The organism is Pseudomonas sp. PDM17 (assembly GCF_014851985.1).
Taxonomy (GTDB): domain Bacteria; phylum Pseudomonadota; class Gammaproteobacteria; order Pseudomonadales; family Pseudomonadaceae; genus Pseudomonas.
Genome location: NZ_JACVAT010000002.1, coordinates 328,916 through 348,262, shown reverse-complemented (window position 1 = coordinate 348,262; position 19,347 = coordinate 328,916). Strand labels below are relative to the sequence as shown.

Annotated in this window: 15 protein-coding genes; 11 read left to right on the top strand and 4 right to left on the bottom strand. The window is 66.9% G+C overall.

Annotated elements, in window-relative coordinates:
* Positions 1 to 18: 18 nt before the first annotated feature.
* Positions 19 to 1,173, bottom strand: a complete 1,155-nt coding sequence (locus tag IB256_RS07370; protein WP_192294799.1) for a CaiB/BaiF CoA transferase family protein — start codon at positions 1,171 to 1,173, stop codon at positions 19 to 21.
* A gap of 242 nt (positions 1,174 to 1,415) precedes the next feature.
* On the opposite strand from IB256_RS07370, the gene IB256_RS07365 reads away from it, so the two are divergent.
* The 10 genes from IB256_RS07365 (at position 1,416) to IB256_RS07320 (ending at position 14,454) form a co-directional block, all read left to right on the top strand.
* Positions 1,416 to 4,244, top strand: coding sequence for a LuxR C-terminal-related transcriptional regulator (locus IB256_RS07365; protein WP_192294800.1), 2,829 nt, complete (start codon positions 1,416 to 1,418; stop codon positions 4,242 to 4,244).
* Positions 4,245 to 4,326: 82 nt separating this feature from the next.
* Positions 4,327 to 5,154, top strand: a complete 828-nt coding sequence (locus IB256_RS07360) for an enoyl-CoA hydratase/isomerase family protein (protein WP_192294801.1) — start codon at positions 4,327 to 4,329, stop codon at positions 5,152 to 5,154.
* A gap of 129 nt (positions 5,155 to 5,283) precedes the next feature.
* On the top strand, positions 5,284 to 6,423 hold the full coding sequence (locus IB256_RS07355; protein WP_192294802.1) for an acyl-CoA dehydrogenase family protein: 1,140 nt from the start codon (positions 5,284 to 5,286) through the stop codon (positions 6,421 to 6,423).
* A gap of 19 nt (positions 6,424 to 6,442) precedes the next feature.
* Entirely contained in the window at positions 6,443 to 7,630 is a 1,188-nt protein-coding gene (locus tag IB256_RS07350) for a lipid-transfer protein (RefSeq protein WP_192401917.1), read from the top strand.
* A gap of 16 nt (positions 7,631 to 7,646) precedes the next feature.
* Positions 7,647 to 8,087: a MaoC family dehydratase N-terminal domain-containing protein gene (locus IB256_RS07345; RefSeq protein WP_192401915.1), complete on the top strand. Its 441-nt coding sequence runs from the start codon at positions 7,647 to 7,649 to the stop codon at positions 8,085 to 8,087.
* 14 nt (positions 8,088 to 8,101) lie between these two features.
* A complete protein-coding gene (locus IB256_RS07340) occupies positions 8,102 to 8,521 on the top strand; it encodes a MaoC family dehydratase (RefSeq protein WP_192401913.1) in 420 nt (139 codons plus the stop codon).
* Positions 8,522 to 8,532: 11 nt separating this feature from the next.
* Positions 8,533 to 9,357 carry an SDR family NAD(P)-dependent oxidoreductase gene (locus IB256_RS07335; protein WP_192401911.1) on the top strand — a complete coding sequence of 275 codons (825 nt, stop codon included), beginning with the start codon at positions 8,533 to 8,535 and terminating at the stop codon, positions 9,355 to 9,357.
* Between the two features lie 38 nt (positions 9,358 to 9,395).
* Positions 9,396 to 11,384: an alkyl/aryl-sulfatase gene (locus tag IB256_RS07330; RefSeq protein ID WP_192401909.1), complete on the top strand. Its 1,989-nt coding sequence runs from the start codon at positions 9,396 to 9,398 to the stop codon at positions 11,382 to 11,384.
* Positions 11,385 to 11,459: 75 nt separating this feature from the next.
* On the top strand, positions 11,460 to 12,962 hold the full coding sequence (locus tag IB256_RS07325; protein ID WP_192401907.1) for a wax ester/triacylglycerol synthase family O-acyltransferase: 1,503 nt from the start codon (positions 11,460 to 11,462) through the stop codon (positions 12,960 to 12,962).
* Positions 12,963 to 13,026: 64 nt separating this feature from the next.
* Positions 13,027 to 14,454 carry a DUF3336 domain-containing protein gene (locus IB256_RS07320; protein WP_192401906.1) on the top strand — a complete coding sequence of 476 codons (1,428 nt, stop codon included), beginning with the start codon at positions 13,027 to 13,029 and terminating at the stop codon, positions 14,452 to 14,454.
* 174 nt (positions 14,455 to 14,628) lie between these two features.
* Here IB256_RS07320 and IB256_RS07315 read toward each other — a convergent pair whose 3' ends face one another.
* From IB256_RS07315 to IB256_RS07305, 3 genes are read right to left on the bottom strand one after another with little or no spacing between them, the layout of a single operon-like run.
* The gene (locus tag IB256_RS07315) at positions 14,629 to 15,540 is read right to left on the bottom strand and encodes a LysR substrate-binding domain-containing protein (RefSeq protein WP_192294807.1); all 912 of its coding nucleotides are present in this window, start codon (positions 15,538 to 15,540) and stop codon (positions 14,629 to 14,631) included.
* Positions 15,541 to 15,545: 5 nt separating this feature from the next.
* Entirely contained in the window at positions 15,546 to 17,759 is a 2,214-nt protein-coding gene (locus IB256_RS07310; RefSeq protein WP_192401904.1) for a xanthine dehydrogenase family protein molybdopterin-binding subunit, read from the bottom strand.
* Positions 17,759 to 18,223 (bottom strand): (2Fe-2S)-binding protein, encoded by a 465-nt coding sequence (locus tag IB256_RS07305; RefSeq protein ID WP_192294809.1) that lies wholly within the window; start codon positions 18,221 to 18,223, stop codon positions 17,759 to 17,761. The genes IB256_RS07310 and IB256_RS07305 overlap by 1 nt, the downstream gene beginning before the upstream one ends.
* 118 nt (positions 18,224 to 18,341) lie before the next feature.
* Between IB256_RS07305 and IB256_RS07300 the strand changes: the two genes are divergently transcribed.
* The gene (locus tag IB256_RS07300; protein ID WP_192294810.1) at positions 18,342 to 19,232 is read left to right on the top strand and encodes a LysR substrate-binding domain-containing protein; all 891 of its coding nucleotides are present in this window, start codon (positions 18,342 to 18,344) and stop codon (positions 19,230 to 19,232) included.
* Positions 19,233 to 19,347 lie beyond the last annotated feature (115 nt).

Below are 19,347 nucleotides of genomic sequence, written 5' to 3'. Positions count from 1 at the left end.
GCTGTTGTCGGGGTTCAATCAGGCATCGGCGCCCAGGCCGATGGCACGCAGGCGCTCGATCAGTGCGGCATCCAGCCCCCAGTCGCGCAGCGCTGCTTGCCCGCCCTGCCCGCGCGCGGGGGCCGGTTGCGGAATGGCGCCGGGGGTGCCGAGGAAGCGTGGCGCCGGTGTCGGCTGCACCACCCCGCCGATTTCCATGAAGCTGCCGCGCGCCTGGGCATGGGGGTGCCGGGCCGCTTCGGCGAAACCGAGCACCGGCGCCACGCAGGCATCGCTGTCGGCGAAGATTTCGCACCACTCATTGCGGGTTCTCTGCAGGAAGGCGCGAATGAACGCCTCGCGCAGGCGCGGCCATCCCTGCCGGTCGTGCTGGGCCGGCAGGGCCTCGCCGGCGAGGCCGAGCTTGTCCAGCAGTTCGGCATAGAAGCGCGACTCCACCGGGCCGATGGCCATGTAGCTGCCGTCCAGGGTGCGGTAGGTGTCGTACCAGGGCGCACCGCCATCGAGCAGGTTGCTGCCGCGCTCCTCGCGCCAGTTGCCCGAGGCCAGCAGCCCCCAGAACACCGAGCCGAGCTGGGCCGCGCCTTCTGCCATGGCGGCGTCCACCACCTGCCCGGCGCCGCCGCGCTGGACGTTGACCAGCGCCGCCAGCACACCCATGGCGAGCAACATGCCGCCGCCACCGTAGTCGCCGACCAAGTTCAGCGGCGGCAGCGGGCGCCCGGCCACCGGACCGATGCCTGAGAGCACACCCGACAGCGCGATGTAGTTGATGTCGTGACCGGCGCGCTGGGCCAGCGGGCCGTGCTGGCCCCAGCCGGTCATGCGGCCGTAGACCAGACCGGGATTGCGTGCGAGCGCCTGCTCCGGCCCAAGCCCGAGGCGCTCGAGCGTGCCGGGGCGGAAGCCTTCGATCAGCACATCGGCACGCTCGATCAGCTCCAGGACCACCCCGGCGGACTCCGGGCGCTTCAGATCAAGGGTGACCGAGCGCCGGCCGCGGCCGGTGATTTCCACCTTCGGCCCGTCCATCTTCGGCCCCAGGTCGCCGTGGGCCACGGGCCGGTCGATGCGAATCACGTCCGCCCCCATGTCCGCCAGCATCATGGTGGCGAAAGGCGCCGGACCGATGGCCTCGAACTCCAGAACCCGAATACCGCTCAACACACCCATTGACGTCGTTCCCTGCCTTTCTGGCGCGGCTGTTGCCGCAGCGATACCGCCCATTGGCGGCTTTTCCGCATTGGAACAACGCCCGCCGGGCATGGCCGCCACCCGCGTCGGGTGGCACACGGCAGGGGCCGGGACCGGATAGCGAAAGGCACTGGTGAACGCGAGCGCTTGTAGGCATTCTCTGAAGGACGCCCGTACAAACCGACAACAATCGCGGGCGCTCGAGACTGCCTGGAAATGCCATGGAAAAGCCCAGCACCACGACAAGAAGAACTGCCCCTGCCCCACTCGACGAGCGGGCCGAACCCGCCCTGACCACCACGCTGGACCGCTCGCGGCTGGCCCCCCCGCGCAGCGGCGGCCGGGTCATCCCGCGTGAACGCCTGGTCCAGCGCCTGGTGGAAAGCCGCCGGCGGCGCTGCACCGTGGTCAAGGGTCCCGCCGGCTGGGGCAAGACCACCGTCCTGCTCGCCTGTCGCCAGCAACTGCTGTCGCTGGGCTTCGAGGTCGCCTGGCTGAGCCTGTGCGATGACGACAACGAACTGGGCCGCTTCATCGACTACCTGCTTGGCAGCCTGGCGCAGATCGACCTGCAGATGGTCCAGGAAGCCTCCCTGATGGAGGCGCACGGCTTCGACAGCGAATCGGTGGAGCGCACGATCATCACACTGGTTCAGGGCATCGCCAGCAGCCGCCAGGAAGTGGTGCTGGTGCTCGACGACCTGCACAGCCTTACCGATGTTGGTATCCACCAGGCCCTGCAGTGGTTGCTGGACTATGCCCCGGCCAATCTGCACCTGGTGCTCGGCACCCGCAGCGCCGTGCCGCTGTCCCTCGCCCGCCTGCGCAGCCAGGAGCAGATCCTCGAACTGGACCTGCGAGATCTCGGCTTCACCCACGACGAAACCCGGCAGTTTCTCCGGCAGCAGCTGGGCGAGTTGCCGGCCGCGGAAGTGCAGCAGATCCATGAACTGACTGACGGCTGGATCGCCGGCCTGCAACTGCTCGCCGCCAGCCGGCGTAAACCGGCCGACACCGGCACGGCGCTCGGTGAAACACCTTCGCCTTTGCGCGACCACGAGGCCTTTGCCCGCTACTTCGAGTCCACCGTACTGGCCCGCCTGGAGCCCGACGAAGTCGAACTGCTGGTGCACACCGCCGTTTGCAATCGCTTCTGTCCGGCGCTCTGCGCCGCGCTGGTGAACCGCCCCGATGCGGTGGCCGAGGCCCTGGCGCTGCTGGCTCGTCTGGAACAGGACAACCTGTTCCTCATTGCCCTGGACAGCAGCGACCCGGAAAGCTGGTACCGACTGCATCCGCTGCTGCGCGAAACCCTGCTCGGCCTGTTCGCCCGCCGCGACTCCGAACACCAGCGCGCCGTGCACAGCCGCGCCTGGAGCTGGCTGCGCGAGCGCGATCAGCTGATCGATGCGGTGCGCCATGCCGTCGCCGGTGGCGAGGCCGCCGCCGCCGCGCAGCTCGTCGAGGAGCGCCTGGAAGCGCTGTATGCCCAGGGCGACCTGCGCATCCTGGTGGAGCTGGCCCGTCTGCTACCCAGGGAGCAGGTGCAGACCAGCATCCGCCTGCGCCTGCTGCTGGCCCGCATGCAGGTGTTCGCCCGCGACTTCGCTGCCTGCGAACAGAGCATTGCCGAACTCGATCAAGACGTTCCGGTGGATGACAACGACTCGCGCTTCCGTGTCGCCATGCTGCGCGCGGTACTGGCGGTGCAGCGGGACAACACCGACGAGGCCCTGGGTATCCTCCCGCAATTGCTGAATCCGCCGCCCGGGGTCAACTCGGTGATGATCGGCGGCAGCCTGAACATCCTCTCCTGGCTGTACATGAACCGCGGCGAGTACGAACGCGCACGCCAGGTGCAACTAGAGCGCCCGCCCCTGCTGGTGGATGGCGCGCCGCTGCTGGGCACCGCCGGCGGCACCCTGCAGGGGCGCTGCCTGATCGGCCTGAGCCTGGCCATGGAGGGGCAGATCGCCCAGGCCGAGCGCATCTACCGCGAGGTCATCTACGAAGCCCAGCGCCACGGCCGCTCCTGCGCCGACGCCAGGCACCTGGCGACGGCGCTGCTCGGCGATACGCTGTATGAGAGCAACGAGATCGATGACGCCCTGCAGCTGCTGGAGCCGCAGATCGACCTGCTTGAGCGCATCTCGATTCCCGACTCGGTGCTGCGTGCCCTGGAGGTGCTGGGCAAGGCGCACTGGGTGGCCGGCAACCGTCGCGAGGCGTTCGCCTACCTCGAACACCTGGACGAGTACGCTCGGCGGCACCAGCTCGACCGGTTGATGGCCCATGCGCTGGTCTGGCAGGTGCACTGGCACCTGCAACTGGGCGAAGTGGTGGCTGCGGAGACCAAGCTCGCCCGCCTGGACGCCATCGCCGCACGCCACCCCGACGCCGCCACCAGCCATCGCAAGGACATCTTCATCATCGTCGAGAACGCCCACGTGCGCTGGGACGCCGCCCATGGTGACCTGCACAGCGCCACGCTGCGCCTGAACCGCATGATCGAAGCCGGCGAGCAGGATGGCCGGCAGCTCGCCGTGACGCGCCTGAAGATGCTCTGCGCGGTGTTCGACGCCCAGCGCGGACAGATCGACCAGGCCCGTGAAAAAGTCATGGCGCTGCTGCGCACGGCCCAGCGATTTGGCCAGCTGCGTAGCGTGGTCGATGCGCACCCGGACGCGCTGCAACTGATCGAGACGCTCACCCGCGACCAGCAACTCGACCCGGTGTTGGCCTTCTACGTCGAGCGCCTGCGCGGCACACGCCGTGTGGCAGCGCAACCGGCAACGGCTGAAGCGGCTCCCCGCGCCACTGGCCTGCAACTGGGAGCTGGCATGGAGCCGCTGAGCGAGCGCGAACTGGAAGTGCTGCGCCTGCTGGCCCAGGCCCTGCCGAACAAGAAGATCGCGCGGGCGCTCGGCCTGTCCCACGAAACCGTGAAGTGGCACCTGCGGCACATCTACAGCAAGCTCGGCGTCGGCAGCCGGGACGAAGCGGTAGCCCGCCTGCGCGACGCGGAAACCGCCAACAGCACCCCGCGCTGAAGCAACGCCGCCACCCACTCCGGGTGGCGGCGACGGGCCGCGCGCGGCCGAGCATGGATGGACTCTTCCTGCGGAGTCCACCATGAGCACCGAACTGATCGAGCTGCGCGAATCGCAGCTGGCCATCGCCGATGGCATCGCCACCCTCACCCACCTGAAGCCAGCGGCACGCAATGCGTTGTCGCTGGAGCTGCGTGAGGACTACGTGGACATGCTCGACCGCCTGGAGACCGATCGCAGCATCCGCGCGCTGATCATCACCGGATCCGGCGGCAGCTTCTGCGCGGGCGGCGACATCCGGTCGCTCAAGGAGCGCCAGCTCAGCAGCGACCCTGAAATCAATTCGGCCAACGCCATGCGCCTGCGCATCCGCCGCCTGCACGGCTGGCTGGAGCGCCTGCGGGGGCTGGAGATCCCGGTGATCGCCGCCGTCGATGGCCCGGCCTATGGCGCCGGGTTCGCCATCGCCCTGCTGGCGGATTTCATCCTCGCCTCCGAGCGCGCCTCTTTCTGCCTGCCGTTCGCCAAGCTCGGCCTGGTGCCCGACTCCGGGGCGCTCTATACGTTGCCGCGGGCAGTCGGCCTGCAGAAGGCCAAGGAACTGCTGTTCAGTGCCCGCCGAGTGGCCGCGGAAGAAGCCCGGGAGCTGGGCATCGTGCATTCGATACACAGCCCCGAAGAGCTGGCCACGGCCGCGCACTGGCTGGCCCGGCGCTTCCTCGCTTCACCGCGCGACGCCATCGCCCTGAGCAAGCGCCTGCTCAACCAGAGCAGCGAAACCCCATGGGCGACGATGGCCGAACTGGAGGGCCTCGCCCAGGGCATCGCCTCCACCACCCCCTATCACGATGAAGCGGTATCCGCCTTCCTGCGCGGCGAACCCTCGCGCTACGACTGGGACCGCGACTGAACCACCCGGGCCGGGTGGAGTAGCGCCGCCCGGCACGCCCCTACCGTAACAAACAGACCCTCGCGCCTCGCCGCGACAACCCGACAACACCCAACGACCGGCCCGGCCGGTCGGCAACAGGAGCCACCCGTGCACATCGAGCGCAGCGTCTTTCGCGACGACCATGAAATCTTCCGCACCACCGTGCGGCGCTTCTTCGAACGTGAGTGCGTGCCGCGCCAGGAAGCCTGGAACCAGGCCGGACAGTGGGACCGCGAGACCTGGCTGAAAGCCGGCCGCGAAGGCCTGCTGGGCATTACCCTGCCCACCGAATACGGTGGTGGTGGCGGCGATTTCGGCCACAGCGCGGTGTACAACGAGGAGTTCAACCGTGCCGGCCTGTCCGGCAACGGGCTGGGCATGCACTCGGACATCATCGCCCCCTACATCGCCCGCTGCGGCAGCGAAGAGCAGAAGCGCCGCTGGCTGCCCGATGCCTGCTCGGGCGAGCTGATCCTCGCCATCGCCATGACCGAGCCGGGCACCGGCAGCGACCTCAAGGCCGTGCGCACCACCGCCGTGCGCGACGGCAACGAGTACGTGATCAACGGCAGCAAGACCTTCATCAGCAACGGGCTGTCCGCCGACCTGGTGATAGTCGTCTGCAAGACCGACCCGGAGGCCGGCGCCAAGGGCATCAGCCTGATCGCCGTGGAAACCGACCGCGCCGGCTTCCAGCGCGGCCGCAAGCTGGACAAGGTCGGCCAGCATGCCCAGGACACCGCCGAACTGTACTTCGACAACGTGCGTGTGCCGGTGGCCAACCGCCTGGGCGAGGAAGGCAAGGGCTTCGCCTACCTCATGGGCGAACTGCCGCAGGAGCGTTTCTCCATCGCCGTCTCTGCCGCCGCGCGACTGGAGGCGGTGCTCGACCACACCCTGGACTACGTGAAGAGCCGCAAGGCCTTCGGCCAGACCGTCTGGGACTTCCAGAACACCCGTTTCAAGCTCGCCGACATCAAGGCCCAGGCCACCGCCGTGCGCCTGATGATCGATCACTACCTGGCCGAGCACATGCGTCGCCGCCTGACCCTGGAGGAAGCGGCGATTGCCAAGCTGTTCGCCACCGAAACCCTGGGCAAGGCGCTGGACGAGATGGTCCAGCTGCATGGCGGCTACGGCTACATGCTCGAGTACCCGGTAGCCCGCGCCTTCGTCGACATGCGGGTGAATCGCATCTACGGCGGCACCAGCGAAGTCATGCGCGAGCTGATCTCGCGCAAGCTCTGATCACACAAGGACAACAACCATGAGCCAGAAAGCATTCGTCGCCGGCGTCGGCATGATCCAGTTCAAGAAGCCCGGCACCAGCGACTTCTACGACGTGATGGCGGCCCAGGCGATCCGCCAGGCGCTGGAAGACGCCGGCATCGACTACCGCCTGGTGCAGCAGGCCTACGCCGGCTACGTCTACGGCGATTCCTGCTGCGGCCAGAAGGCTGTGTACCACGCCGGCATGACCGGTATCCCGGTGCTCAACGTCAACAACAATTGCGCCACCGGTTCCTCCGCCCTCTTCCTCGCCCGCCAGGCGGTGGCCAGCGGCGCGGTGGACTGCGCGCTGGCGGTAGGCTTCGAGCAGATGAACCCGGGCGCGCTGAAGTCCGCCTGGCCGGATCGCCCGGCGGCGCTGGAGCGCGCCAACGCGGTGGTCAGCGAGCTGGTGACCGGCATCGACGTGCCCAGCAATGCCATCCGCCAGTTCGCCGGCGCCGGCCGCGCGCACATGCAGAAGTACGGCACCAAGCTGGAAACCTTCGCCGCCATCCGCGCCAAGGCCAGCCGCCACGCCGCGCGCAACCCGCTGGCGGTGTTCCGCAACGTGGTCACCACCGAACAGGTGATGAACGACGTGGTGCTCTGGCCCGGTGTGCTGACCCGCCTGATGGCCTGCCCGCCCACCTGCGGCGCGGCGGCGGCCATCGTGGTTTCCGAAGCCTTCGCGAAGAAGCACGGTCTGCGCACCGACGTGCTGATCGCCGGCCAGTCGATGGCCACCGATATCCCGGCGTCCTTCGACACCCGCGACATGATCCGCGTGGTCGGCTTCGAGGTCACCCGCCTCGCCGCACAACAGGCTTATGAACAGGCCGGCATCGGCGTCAACGACATCGACGTGATCGAACTGCACGACTGCTTCGCCCAGAACGAGCTGCTCACCTACGAAGGCCTCGGCCTGTGCGCCGAGGGCGAAGGCGAGAAGCTGGTGAACGACGGCGACAACACCTATGGCGGGCGCTGGGTAGTCAACCCGTCCGGCGGCCTGCTTTCCAAGGGCCACCCGCTGGGCGCCACCGGCCTGGCCCAGTGCTACGAGCTGACCCACCAACTGCGCGGCACCGCAGGGGATCGTCAGGTCGACGCGGCGCGCATCGCCGTGCAGCACAACCTCGGCCTCGGCGGCGCCGGCGTGGTCACCGTGTACCAGAAGCACTGACAGCGGGAGCATTCAGATGATCGATCCCAAGCACATCGGCAAGCAGCTGCCGTCTTTCAGCGTGGTCGCCGAAGCGGGCCAGTTGCGCTTCTTCGCCAAGTCCATCGGCGAGACCGACCCGGTCTACCTCGATGAGCAGGCCGCCCGCGATGCCGGCCACCCCGGCCTGCCACTGCCACCGACCTTCCTCTTCTCGCTGGCGTTCCAGATGCCCAACCAGGCCTGGCGCGACGAGCTGGGCATCGTTCCGTCGCGCATCCTCCATGGCGAGGAATCCTTCACCTACCAGCGCATGGCCTATGCCGGCGACACGCTGCACTACGACGTGCGCATCACCGACATCTACGACAAGAAAGGCGGCGCGCTGAGCTTCGTGGTGCGCGAGTCGAAGGTCAGCAACCAGCGCGGTGAGCCCGTGGCGACCCTGCGCACCACCCTCGTCCACCGCAACGGCTGATCCGGAGGCCCACCATGAACACTGTTCGATACGACTCCGTGCAGGTCGGCGACAGCCTGCCGCCGCTGACCCTGGCGCCAGTCAACCGCACCACCCTGGCGCTGTTCGCCGGCGCCTCGGGCGACCACAACCCGATCCACATCGACCTCGACTATGCGCGCAAGGCCGGCATGGTCGACGTGTTCGCCCACGGCATGCTGTCCATGGCCTACCTCGGCCGCCTGCTGACCGGCTGGGTCGACCAGCGCCAGCTGCGCGGCTTCGGCGTGCGCTTCGCCGGCATCACCCACCTCGGCCACCAGATCACCTGCAGCGGCAAGGTGGTGGAGAAGTTCGAGGCCGAGGGCGAACAGCGCGTCAAGCTGGAAATCCAGACCACCAACCAGTACGGCGAAACCCGCATCGTCGGCGACGCCATCGTCGCCCTGCAGTAAGGAGCAAGAACATGGCAAAACTCGACGGCAAGGTGGCGCTGGTCACCGGTTCCGGCCGTGGCATCGGCCAGGCCATCGCACTCAAGCTGGCCAGCGAAGGCGCACGCATCGTGCTCAACGACCTGGACCTGGCACCGGCGCAGGAAACCGCGGCAATGATCCGCGACCTGGGCGGTACGGCGGCGGTCTGCCACGGCAACGTCAGCGCGCCGGACTTCGCCGAGCGCTACATCCGCACCGCAATGGAGCACTTCCAGGGCATCGACATCATCGTCAACAACGCCGGCTACACCTGGGACGACGTGGTGCAGAAGATGAGCGACGAGCAGTGGTACGCCATCCTCGACTGCCACATGACCGCGCCCTTCCGCATCTTCCGTGCCGCCTACCCGGTCATCAAGGCGCAGGCCCAGGCCGACGCCGAAGCCGGGCGCGAGGTGTTCCGCAAGGTAGTGAATATCTCCTCGGTGTCCGCGCTCAACGGCAACGCCGGGCAGATCAACTACAGCGGCGCCAAGGCCGGTGTCGCCGGCATGACCCGCGCCCTGGCCCGCGAGTGGGGCCGCTTCAAGGTCAACGTCAACGCGGTGGCCTTCGGCTTCATCGAAACCCGCATGACCCGTGCCGACGCCCATGCCGGCGCAACGGTGAACATCGAGGGCCGCGACATCCGCGTCGGCATCAGCCCGGAAGCGGCCAGATCCTTCGCCCAGCGCAATCCGCTGGGTCGCCCCGGCAGCGTGCAGGAAGCGGCCGACGCGGTGTACCTGTTCTGCTCACCCGAATCCAACTACATCACCGCGCAGACCATCGCCGTGGCCGGCAACCTCCAATAGCCCGCCTTGGCATCCAGAACAAGAACATGGAGTCACGCATGAAGTCCCGGATCAGTCGTTACCTGCCTCACAGCCTGCTGGCCGGCGCCATCGCCGCCAGCCTCCACCTGCCGCTGCTGGCCGCCGAACCTGACGCCAGCCAGCCTGCGAGCAGCCTGACCGCAGCGAAGAATGCCGAGGTGCTCAAGGTGCTGCCCTTCAGCGACCGCAGCGACTACGAGTCGGTCACCCGCGGGCTGGTCGCACCCTTCAAGGGGCAGATTCGCAACGCCGCCGGAAGGGTCGTGTGGGACAGCCAGGCGCATGATTTCCTCGACGCGGACAAGGCCCCCGACACGGTCAACCCGAGCCTCTGGCGCGCTGCCCAGCTGAACAACCATGCGGGCCTGTTCCAGGTCGCGGACGGCATCTACCAGCTGCGCGGGATGGACGTGTCGAACATGACCATCATCGAAGGCAAGGACGGTCTGTTCGTCATCGATCCGCTGACCTATGCCGAAACTGCCCGCGCGGCGCTGGAGCTGTACTACCAGCACCGGCCGAAGAAGCCCATCGTCGGCGTGGGCTACAGCCACAGCCACGGCGACCACTTCGGCGGCGTGCGCGGGGTCGTCGACGAGGCCGACGTGAAGAGCGGCAAGGTGAAGATCTTCGCCCCGGCGGGCTTCATGGAACACGCCATCAGCGAGAACATCTTCGCCGGCAACGCCATGAGCCGTCGCTCGCAGTTCCAGTTCGGCACCTTCCTGCCGCGCGGCGAGCGCGGGCAACTGGACGTCGGCATGGGCAAGGCGCTGCCCTCGGGTGGCACCTTCACCCTGATCGCGCCGACCGACCTGATCCGCAACGAGTACGAGATCCACACCGTCGCCGGCATCCCGATCGAGTTCCAGCTCACCCCCGGCACCGAAGCACCGGCGGAAATGAACTTCTACTTCCCGCAGCATCGCGCGCTGTGCATGTCCGAGAACAGCACGCAGATGATGCACAACATCCTCACCCCGCGCGGCGCGCTGGTGCGTGACGCCAAGGCCTGGTCGCAGTACCTAGACGCCAGCCTGGAGCGCTACGGCGACAAGACCGACGTGATGTTCGTCTCGCACAACTGGCCGACCTGGGGCGGCGAGCGCATCCGCACGCTGCTGGCCGACCAGCGCGACATGTACGCCTTCCTCAACGACCGCACCCTGCACCTGATGAACCAGGGCCTGACCTCCACCGAAATCGCCGAGAAGATGGACAAGCTGCCCGGCGAGCTGGAGAAGAAGTGGTACACCCGCGGCTACTACGGCTCGCTCAGCCACAACTCGCGCGCGGTGTACCAGCGTTACCTGGGCTTCTACGACGGCAACCCAGCGAACCTCAACCCGCTTACCCCGGCGGACGCCGGCAACCACTATGTCGAGGCGCTGGGTGGCGCCGATGTGGTGCTCAAGCTGGTCCGCGCGGCCATCGACAAGGGCGATTACCGCTGGGCGGCGACCCTGGGCAACCACCTGATCTTCGCCCAGCCGGACAACCAGCAGGCCAAGGCACTGCAGGCCGATGCCCTGGAACAACTCGGCTACCAGGCGGAGAACGCGCTCTGGCGCAACATCTACCTGACCGGCGCCATGGAGCTGCGCGGCGGCGTGCCGGTGTATGACGCCGGGGCGACCAAGGCCGATGTGGTAAAGAGCATGGAGCCCGGCCAGTTCTTCGACTTCCTGGCGATCCGCCTGGATTCGGACAAGGCCCAGGGGCACGACATGGTCATGAACTGGGTGTTCAGCGACCTGGGCAAGGACTACAGGGTGACGCTGCGCAACGGCGTGCTGACCCACCGCAACGACGAGAAGAGCGCCAACCCGACCGTTACCGTCACCCTGGCCAAGAGCACGCTGGACCAGATCAGCCTGCGCAAGCTGGACTTCCCCACCGCCATCAAGCAGGGAGCCATCAAGCTCGGCGGCGACGGCAAAGCGCTGGGTGCCTTCCTCAGCATGATCGACAGCCCCGCCCCGCAGTTCAACATCGTCACGCCCTGACGCCCTCCCGCACCGGTCCTTCCCGGTGCGGGACATCCCTACCCCTCGAGGCCGGCCCGCTCCGGAACAGTCAGCATGAAGCAACTCACCCCCATGGACGCGCAGTTCTTCTATTCCGACGCCCCGCACCAGCCGATGGTCATCGGTGGCCTGTGGATCTGTGACCAGCGCTCGGCGCCCAACGGCCTGGTCCGGCACAAGGACATCATCCGCTTCATCGACAGCCGCCTGAGCGGCACCTCGCTGTTCCGCCGGCGCCTGCAGCACGCGCCGTTCCGCCTGGACGACCCGTACTGGCTGGAGGACAAGCACTTCGACCTGGAGTACCACATCCGCCATGTCGGCCTGCCGCAGCCCGGCGACTGGCGCCAGCTGTGCATCTTCACCGCGCGGGTGATGTCACGCAGCCTGGACATGGAGCGTGCGCCCTGGGACATCACCATCATCGAGGGGCTGAACAATGTCGAAGGCGTCCCGCCGGGCAGCTTCGCCCTGCTGCTGCGCTTCCACCATGCCTACGTCGACGGCAAGTCCGGGGTGGAGATCACCACCCTGCTGATGGATGACCAGGTCGAATTCGACGAGAACCCGTATCGCCAGCCGCTCAACGAACGGATGCCGACCCGTGCGCAGATGTGGGCCAAGACCCTGCCACGCCTGCTCGGGCAATCGCTGCGCAGCGCCCGCGCCGGCTACTGCGCCGCACGCAAGAGTGTGCAACTGGTCGCGCAGTTGCGCGGTGAGGCCAGCCCGGACCAGCACCGCGTGCCGACCACCCTGTTCAATGCCCCGGTTTCGCCACACCGCACCTACGGCGCCACCTGCTGGCCGATCGCCGAGCTCAAGCAGATTCGCCGCTGCGCCCCGGGCGCCACGCTGAACGACGTGATCATCGCGATTATCGCCGGCGGGCTGCGACGCTACCTGCTGCGTCGCGAAGCCCTGCCGGTGGACCAGTCGCTGGTCGCGCTGTGCCCGGTGGCCATGCGCCCGGAAGGCGCACGCAGGGACATGGGCAACCTGATCTCGATGATGCTCATCGGCATGGGCACCGACCTGTCGGACCCACAGCGGCGCCTGCAGGCCATCACCGAACGGACCCGACGCGGCGGCCCGCTGGCCAGGGAAGTGATGCACGAGCTGATCACCTCCCTGGGCGACATGCTGCCGGCGCCGGTGCGCATGCTCGGTGGCTGGCTGCAGAATCAGGTGCGCTACGTCGGCCTTCTGCACCTGCAGAACACCCTGATCACCAATGTGCCAGGGCCGACCAATGGCGCCGAGAAGAAGTACTTTGCCGGCGCCGAGATCCTCGCCACCTATCCCATCGTGCCGGTGCTCGACGGCATGGGCCTGAGCCACGGCATCACCAGCCTTTACGGGCAGATCATCCTCGGCGTGCTCGCCGACCGGCAGATGCTGCCGGACATGGACGTGTACATGGCCTGCCTGCAGGAGTCCACCGACGAGTACCTGGCGCTCGCCCGCGACACCCCTCCCGGCCCAGCCGAGGACAGGCCCGCCGCGCCACGCAGGCGCTCTGCCACCCGGGACCAGGCAGAGCCCGGAAAATCTTGAAATCCGGGCCGCCCACCGAGCGGCCCAATCCGAAGGTCAGCGCGCACAGCACAGGAAGGAAACGATGTTCAGGCAGAAGTCGGCAGCCCGCCAATGGCAGGACAGGATGGACCATGCGCGTAGCTACCAGGAGTGGGCACAGCACGCGACCGCCCACGACCAGGCCACCGGCATGGATGACTGGCGACGCAACGAAGTCTGTGCAGACTACGACTACCGTACCGTACGCCAGCGATTCGAGAGACTGCGCGACCTGCGCAACGCCGGAGACCACGGCAGCCTGATGTTCACTCTCAACGAGGGCATTCATGGAAACCTTGCCGGCATGGGCCGGGCTTCGCTGTACGGCCATTCGCACCTGGGCACCAAGCACCTGATCCACCAGTACATCGAGGAGGTCTGCCTTGCGCTGGAGGCCATCGATGCGGTCGACGACAGCGTCATACCGCTGGCCGAACGCAAGGACTTCTTCCTGCGCGCCAGCCACTGCTTCGGCCGCTCGGCGCTGATGCTCAGTGGCGGCGCGGTGCTGGGCTACTTCCACGCCGGTGTGCTCACGGCACTGGGCGAACAGGGGCTGCTGCCCCGGATCATCTCCGGCTCCAGCGCCGGCTCGATTCTCGCTGCCATTGCCTGCACTCACAGCGATGCTGAACTGCCGGACCACCTGCAGGCTGAGCACCTGCTGATGCAGGGACGGCACCTGCGTCGTCCGCTGGCACGCGCGACGCTTGAATCAAATGACCTGGCGAGCTACCTGCAGCGACTGATTCCGGACCTGACCTTCGCCGAAGCGTACAAGGTCAGTGGCCGCCACCTGAACATCACCGTCACCGGTCTGCAGCCCAGACAGGCACCGCGCTTGCTCAACGCCATCACGGCTCCGACGGTGCTGGTGCGCTCTGCGATCATGGCGTCCTGCGCGATCTCCGGTATCTACTCACCGGTCACCCTGCAGGCGAAGAATGCCGCTGGCCTGCAGGTTCCCTACCTGCCGGAACAGCAGTGGATTGACGGCTCCTTCCTCGACGACCTGCCGGCCAAGCGCCTCGGCCGCCTGTACGGAGTCAACCACTTCATCTCCAGCATGGCCAACCCGGCGGCGCTGCTCTTCACACCTAACCCCGACGCCCGGCCGAACCTGCTGCAGAGCGCGGTGAACCGGCAGATCCGTCTCGGCAAAGGTGTGGCGACCCAGCTGCTGCGCCTGGGACGCGACCACCTGCGCCTGCGCAACCCCACCCTCGCTCGCTGGCAACACCTGGGCTACAGCATCCTGGCGCAGGATTACACCGCCGACATCAATCTGTTCCTCGGCAAGCGCTGGCACAACCCGCTCAAACTCCTCGCGCCGCTGCCCCTGGCCGAGTTGCGCAAGCTGGTGCGAGAAGGCGAACAAGCCACCTGGGAGCGCATGGAGATGGTCCGCAACTGCACGGCCATCAGCCGCACGCTGGATGCCATCCTGCGTAAACGTTGCTGGCCAATGTGAACCCATTTTTCGCCGGCGAGCCCTGGACAAAGTATGCCTTGAAGCTCCCTTCCCACTGCTGGACTCCCTGCCCGACCGCCCGATGAGCAAGGCGGTGAACAGAGTAGCAACGAGCCAGTAACGGCTAGCCAAGCTCGCGGGCAGGTTCGGCACGACGCACCATACGGCAAACTGCTACGGGCACGACCCTTCGAGATCGCTTTCATCCTTGCTGACCAACTCCCGCAACGTATCGAGAAACAGCTTGATTACCGGCGAGTCATCATCCGCGCGATAGGTGGCGTACAGGGGCACTTCGGGCAGTGCGGGCATGAGACGTCGGAAGACCAGTCCGGCGGGCGCCATCGGTTCGATGGACGCGGGTAGTAGCGCCACCCCGAATCCGGCCCGTACCAGGCTGAGCAGGGTTTGCACCTCGATGACCTGCTGGCGGATTTGCGGAGTGAACCCAGCCTTGATGCAGCACTGATAGAGGAAGTCGGCAAAACGCGACTGCTTGAGCTCCAGCGCCACGAAAGGCTCCTGCGCCAGATCCGCCGGCGCCAGGGTGTCGCGCCGAGCCAAAGGATGATCGGCCGGCATGACCACGCGGATAGGCTCGTAGAGCAGCAGTTCATTACGCAACTGCGGATCGTCGTAACCGACCCGGAACACACAGGCATCGATGCGCTTTTCCTTCAGCGCCTTGACCTGGGCCGCGGGGGTCATTTCATGCAGGCGCCAGGATACCTGCGGGTAGCGCTCGCGGAACAGGTGCAGGGCCCGTGGCAGCACGCCGATCATCACCGAGCTGATCATGCCGATTTCCAGTTCGCCCACCTGGCCCCGACCGGTCTGGCGGGTCAGGGCCAATGCGCGCTCCAGTTGTTCGAACACCAGTGGCACCTGCTCCTTGAGCATCTGTCCGGCCGCCGTCAACTCGACACGATGGTGGCTGCGCTCGAACAGCGGCGTCCCCAGTTCCTCTTCCAGCAGCCGGATCTGCTGGCTCAGCGGCGGCTGGCAAATGTGCAGTCGCTCGGCGGCCCGGCCGAAGTGCAACTCGTCGGCCAGGGCCATGAAGTACCGCAGCAAGCGCAGGTCCATGAGGGCTACCCCAGGGTCAGTGGTGTCGAGCGCTGGCGTACGCCGGTCAGGCTGAACAGGGCATTGGCGATGGCCGGTGCCACCGAAGGACTGCCCAGTTCACCAACGCCGCCGGGTTTGCCCGGCTCGCCGTCCAGCACCAGGATGTCCACGGCCGGCATGTCCGACATGCGGGTCACCCGGTAGTCGTGGAAGTTGCTCTGCACCACCCGCCCCTGCTTGATGTCCATGCGGTCGAACAACGCGTGGCCGAGGCCCCACATCAGGCCGCCGTAGATCTGCTCCTCGACGCCCCCTGGCGACACCGCCAGACCGCAATCGACCACGCAGGTGAGCTTGTCGACGCTGATGGCACCGTCCTTTCTGGAAAGCCGGGCGATCACCGCAATGAAGCTGGTGTACCCCTGGTTGGTGGCAATGCCCAATGCCGTTCCCTCCGGCAATGGCTGGCCCCAGCCAGCACGCTCGGCCGCTTGCTTGAGCACCGCAACGTGGCGGGGCCGCTCGTGCATGTTGGCCAGACGGAACGCCAGGGGGTCCTGCCCCGCGCCGTGGGCCAGTTCGTCCATGAAGCTTTCCACGGCAAACACGTTGGGGATGAAGCTCACCGAGCGATACCAGCCGCTGGGCACTCCGCTTTCATGCCGGACCCAGGCCAGGTCCAGATTCGCCGGGCGATAGGCGAAATCCCACGCGGTAATGGCTTCGGTGGTGCTGTAGTCCATGTGGTCCGGCCGCTCGAAATAGCCCGGTTCCCATTGCTCCGGCGAGGCCGGCGATACCGCATCGAGCTGCAAGGCGGTCAGGCGCCCCTTGGCGTCCAGAGAGCCCTTGGCGCGGTGCAAGGTGGCCGGATGCATGAACAGCGCGCGCATTTCGTCTTCGCGGCTGTTCATCAGCTTGACCGGCACTCCGGCTTGCTGTGCGAGATACGCCACCTCGAACAGCCAGTACTTGGACTCACGCGCACCGAAACTGCCGCCGGAGACCAGCTCATTGATAGTGACCTTGCCCTTGGCGATCCCGCACACTTTTTCCGCGGCTTCCAGCGCCGACGACGGCACCTGTACCCCGCCCCAGTAAGTGATGGCGTTGTCCGCTATCTGCGCGGTGATGCACACCGGCTCCAGTGGGTTCTGCACCTTGTAGGGCATGCGATAGTCGGCCTCAAGCAGCTTCGCGGCTTTCGGCCACTGCGCCGTGACATCCCCCGTCGCCAGCGCGGTAACCCGTTGTGCGGCCTTGTCGTCAATGGCCGCTGCCTGCGCGGCCGCCAGCTGATCGCTGTCGAACCCGCCCAGGGGCGAATCGCTCCATTGCACCTGCAACAACTCGCGCCCCTGACGGGCAGCCCAGTAATTGTCCGCAAGGACAGCGACACCTTCCTGGTTTCCGCCCAACACATCAGGCCTGCCCGGAATCGCGATCACCTTGCGCACCCCCGGCACCTGCAGCGCCACGCTGGAATCCAGCGTCAGCACTTTCGCGCCTATCACCGGCGCGCGCTGAACCACCGCCACCAGCATCTGCGGCAACGTCACATCGATGCTGTAGGTGAAGCGCCCGCAGACCTTGGAAGCCGCATCCCGCTTATGCCGCAGCTTGCCGATGTACCTGAACTGGCTCGGATCCTTCAGCGTGACCTTGGCCGGCGCCGGCAACTGCGCGGCGAGCCCGGCCACCTCACCATAACCGCAGCTGCGCTGACTGGCGGCATGCAGTACCCGTCCGTCCTCGGTCGAGCAGCTGTCCGGACTGACGCCCCACTGTCCGGCCGCCGCGGAGATCAACAGCGCGCGGGCGGTCGCGCCAGCGGTACGCAAGCGCTCGTACTCCAGCGAAACGCTGGTGCTGCCGCCCGTGGAGTAGACCTTCCAGATCGGGTGGATGTAGGCCTCGAAGAAGGGGTCTTCCGGCGTGATCACCTGCACGGTCATCGGGTTGACGTCCAGTTCCTCCGCTACGCACGCAGCCAGCGCGGTCTGGGTGCCCGTGCCGGAGTCGTGCTTGTGCACCACCAGTTTCACCGTGCCGTCGGGCAGCACCCGGACCCAGGCATTGGGCTCGAATTCACTGCTGGGTGCCCTGGCCTTGGCCTCCGTCGCCGCCGCGTCGGTGGGCAGGTAGAGCGCAATCGCCAGACCGGAAGCGACGGTGGCCGCCTGCTTGAGGAAACGCCGGCGCGAGGGTTCGACAGGCATGTCATCGACGAATCGCATCACGCCTCCTTCGGCGCGGACGCCGCACGCTTGATGGCCTTGTTGATCCGTCCGTAGGTGCCGCAGCGGCACAGGTTGCCGGACATGGCGTTGCGGATCGAGTCATCGGTCACCGCTGCTCCGGTATTGAGCAGCGCCGCGGCGGACATGATCTGGCCGGATTGACAGTAACCGCATTGCGGAACATCTTCGGCAACCCAGGCCAGCTGCAGCGGATGCTCACCCGAAGGCGACAAGCCTTCGATGGTGGTGATGCGGTGCCCCGCGACGGCGGCGACCGGCAGCTGGCAGGAACGCACCGCGACACCATCCAGGTGCACAGTGCAGGCGCCGCACAGGCCCATGCCGCATCCGAACTTGGTGCCGGTCAGTTTCAGGTGGTCTCGCAACACCCACAACAGCGGCATGGACGAGGACGTCCCTGCCAGCTCGTGTCGTTCGCCGTTTACCGTTAACTCGATCATTGTCAGGCTCCAGGAGAGCGGCCCGTCTTTGTGCGGGCCTGGTGACCGAATAGTGGTAACCCGGGAAAATTCGGGCCAGCAACGATTTCTGCCATCGTGTGTAAGCAGGACTAACAGCATGTACAAGCGATACCCGTCAGTGCAGTCCATGAGTGCTTTCATCCAGGCCGCGCGCAGCGGCAGCTTCTCCAGCGCTGCGCGCAAGCTCGACCTGACCCACAGCGCGATCAGCCAGCAGATCCGGTCCCTTGAAGACTTCGTCGGCCAGGCGCTGTTCGTACGCGAAGGCGGCGGCAGCAAGCTGACCGATGCCGGGCAGTTGTTCGCCAGCGTCCTGTCCGATGGCCTGGCGCAGATCGACCGGGCGCTGTCGTCGGTCAAGAACCGCAGGGTGGCGCAACGGCTGACGCTCGATGTGGACAGCGAACTGGCCCAGAGCTGGCTCAATCCACGCCTGCCCGAACTACTCGATGCGCTGCCTGAGCATGAGGTGGCGCTGCTGTCGATGCCGCGTTCGGAGCGCGTTTCCTTCGAGCGGGTGGACCTGGCGTTGCGCTACGGCTATGGCGACTGGGATGACTGCGAGATGACGCAGATCTGCGGCGACCGGGTGATGGCGGTGGCTTCCCCGGCGTTGCTGGAGCGCCATGGATTGCAGGTCCCGCTCACCCCGGAGCAGGTGCTGGAGCTGCCGCTGCTGGGGTATACGCGGCGCTCGTGGATTCCGTGGCTGGATGCCGCCGGGATGGCGCCGATCGAACCGGGCGCACGGGTGATCTTCGACAACGCGGCGAACCTGATCGCAGCGGCTGAAGCCGGGGTCGGTGCAGGGTTGGTACGTGGCCTGCTGGCGGCGGATGCACTCTCGGCAGGGCGTCTGGTAGAGCTGAACGAGGCCGAGATTCCGGCGCACTACAACCTGTACGCAGTGTGGCCGCCAGGTCAGGCTGAGCGGGTGGCGCCCGTGGTGGAGCTGATCAAGCGAATGGCCTCGCGAACCCAGGGCTGAACCCGCTGCGCGCACGCCGGTGACAGGTGGCAACGCCGCACCGGCAAGTGGCCCATATCGAACGCATATCAACACCTCGCCCAATTAATATTGTACGGACTTTCCTCCCCCTTCC

Coding starts and splice junctions, on each gene's coding strand:
- IB256_RS07315 (WP_192294807.1), bottom strand. CDS start 15,540: ATGGACCTGCGCTTGCTGCGGTACTTCATGGCCCTGGCCGACGAGTTG.
- IB256_RS07350 (WP_192401917.1), top strand. CDS start 6,443: ATGAGCCAGAAAGCATTCGTCGCCGGCGTCGGCATGATCCAGTTCAAG.
- IB256_RS07360 (WP_192294801.1), top strand. CDS start 4,327: ATGAGCACCGAACTGATCGAGCTGCGCGAATCGCAGCTGGCCATCGCC.
- IB256_RS07325 (WP_192401907.1), top strand. CDS start 11,460: ATGAAGCAACTCACCCCCATGGACGCGCAGTTCTTCTATTCCGACGCC.
- IB256_RS07330 (WP_192401909.1), top strand. CDS start 9,396: ATGAAGTCCCGGATCAGTCGTTACCTGCCTCACAGCCTGCTGGCCGGC.
- IB256_RS07305 (WP_192294809.1), bottom strand. CDS start 18,223: ATGATCGAGTTAACGGTAAACGGCGAACGACACGAGCTGGCAGGGACG.
- IB256_RS07370 (WP_192294799.1), bottom strand. CDS start 1,173: ATGGGTGTGTTGAGCGGTATTCGGGTTCTGGAGTTCGAGGCCATCGGT.
- IB256_RS07365 (WP_192294800.1), top strand. CDS start 1,416: ATGGAAAAGCCCAGCACCACGACAAGAAGAACTGCCCCTGCCCCACTC.
- IB256_RS07335 (WP_192401911.1), top strand. CDS start 8,533: ATGGCAAAACTCGACGGCAAGGTGGCGCTGGTCACCGGTTCCGGCCGT.
- IB256_RS07310 (WP_192401904.1), bottom strand. CDS start 17,759: ATGCGATTCGTCGATGACATGCCTGTCGAACCCTCGCGCCGGCGTTTC.
- IB256_RS07345 (WP_192401915.1), top strand. CDS start 7,647: ATGATCGATCCCAAGCACATCGGCAAGCAGCTGCCGTCTTTCAGCGTG.
- IB256_RS07340 (WP_192401913.1), top strand. CDS start 8,102: ATGAACACTGTTCGATACGACTCCGTGCAGGTCGGCGACAGCCTGCCG.
- IB256_RS07300 (WP_192294810.1), top strand. CDS start 18,342: ATGTACAAGCGATACCCGTCAGTGCAGTCCATGAGTGCTTTCATCCAG.
- IB256_RS07320 (WP_192401906.1), top strand. CDS start 13,027: ATGTTCAGGCAGAAGTCGGCAGCCCGCCAATGGCAGGACAGGATGGAC.